The 1,764-nt window shown below is 47.2% G+C and carries 3 protein-coding genes; all 3 read right to left on the minus strand.

Features of this window, described 5'->3' with window-relative positions:
- Positions 1-472: L-threonylcarbamoyladenylate synthase (locus tag F6K53_RS39825; RefSeq protein WP_293085540.1), on the minus strand; the 472-nt coding region annotated here is incomplete at its 3' end.
- 102 nt (positions 473-574) lie between these two features.
- Entirely contained in the window at positions 575-1,522 is a 948-nt protein-coding gene (gene prmC, locus F6K53_RS39830) for a peptide chain release factor N(5)-glutamine methyltransferase (RefSeq protein ID WP_293085542.1), read from the minus strand.
- Positions 1,519-1,764: Tic22 family protein (locus F6K53_RS39835; protein ID WP_366511425.1), on the minus strand; the 246-nt coding region annotated here is incomplete at its 5' end. The genes F6K53_RS39835 and prmC, both read right to left, overlap by 4 nt.

Consider the following 1,764-nt stretch of genomic DNA (forward strand, 5'->3'; position numbering starts at 1 on the left):
GCGTCAATACCTCGGGAAACTGCACCTCAACCGCTGCCATTGTTTGTAAAGGTGGCTCGCCTGAGTAATTAGCACTGGTAGTTGCCAACGGACCAGTCTTGGACAAAATTGCGATCGCTACCTTAGAAGCTGGCACACGCACCCCAATAGTAGTCGGGTCAGAAGGATTCATAACGGTAGGTACTTTATCTGAAGCGGGTAACACCAATGTTAATGCTCCTGGCCAATACTTCTGAGCCATCTGTTCCCAAATCGACCTCTGTGCGGAAGTACCTTGAACATATGGCCAAAGAGACTTAGGGGATGCCCCCATCAAAATCAAAGGTTTGTCTTGAGGACGGCGCTTTGCCTCAAACACCAACTCTGACTTGTGCGGTAGCACTGCTAGTGCTGGGACTGTATCTGTTGGAAAACTTACCAGCTTACCTGAGAGAGCCCCAGAAATCAGGGTAGCCATAGAAACTTGGGTCATTGCTCACCAGCACACTAAAAAGTAGAAGCGATAACCTCAAAGGTAAACGTTGGCTGAAATTATCCAAAGCTTTTTACCTATTGGCATCGATGCATACCTTGTTTATACTTCATACTTTCTATAAGCTAGAGCAAAGCGGTCAATACCTGCTAAATCCGGAAATATCTGGATCTGTGAGTAACTGCCCTGGTTTTGCAGTATTTGAACAACCTTCTCAGCTTGTCCTGCCATCATTTCAATTAACCAAACACCGCCGGGGCGCAGATAATCCCCAGACATGTCAATCAGCTGTCGGATACAGTCTAGACCATCCCTACCACCGTCGAGGGCAATATGGGGTTCATGGTAGTATATTTCTGGTTGTAGCTGTTTAAGGGATTTACTAGGTATATAAGGTGGGTTGGCCACCATACCACTTAACTGACCTTTTAAGGCTTCTAGAGGTGAATACCAAGAACCATGGTAGAACTTAATTTTTTCTGCCATGCCCAACTGTTGAGCATTAAGTTGAGCAATGGCAAGGGCTTCTTCAGTGCAATCAACGGCATGAATTGTCCCATGGGGAAATACCTCTGCCAGTCCACAAGCGATCGCTCCACTACCAGTCCCCAAATCCGCCCAGTGTCCTGATGATAAGTCAGGTTTAGAGCTCATAGCTACAGCATTGACCGCCAGATCAATCAGGGATTCAGTTTCTGGACGGGGAATCAGGACAGCTGGGGAAACTCTCAAGGAGAAATGACGCCAAGGAGTAACCCCAGCTAGGTATTGAACTGGGCATCGCTGATGGATACGCCTTTGCCACAGTTGGGTAAGTACAGGTAGAGGTTTGGAAAGTTGAATAGTTGAGTTTTCAGCGGCTTTCCCTGATAAGGAACACTGTTGCCATGACTCCAAGCGTAGCACTAACGGGTCAAGCTCAGCTATCTCCTTTAGCAACCAGTCCACTTCAGCTGTAGAGACACCTGCCTCTGCTGCGGACTTGCAGGCATCTTGACGCCACTGCCAGAGTTCTTTTCCCGAGACCACCGACCCCTGACCCATAATCATTGATTTGGACGTTGGAGTTGATTTTGGGACAGACCTTGCAAAAATTTCAGGGATTCCTGGGATGGCACTAGTACGATTTTCTCTAGCTGCTGATCATTGCTCTCCTGTAAGGTTTGAATAACGCCCTCTAGAGGCACTACCTCTATCTTAACCTGGGAGTTAGGGTCTTGCTGCTTATAGCGATTCACTATACTCTGCAATTGCTCTTTGTTAAAAAAGAACGGAATTGATGAGACCCCATT

The sequence above is a fragment of the Moorena sp. SIO4A1 genome (assembly GCF_010672065.1).
Classification (GTDB): Bacteria; Cyanobacteriota; Cyanobacteriia; order Cyanobacteriales; family Coleofasciculaceae; genus Moorena.

Excerpts from the sequence above, each read along its gene's own strand:
- prmC (WP_293085542.1), bottom strand. The coding sequence starts at position 1,522 with ATGATTATGGGTCAGGGGTCGGTGGTCTCGGGAAAAGAACTCTGGCAG.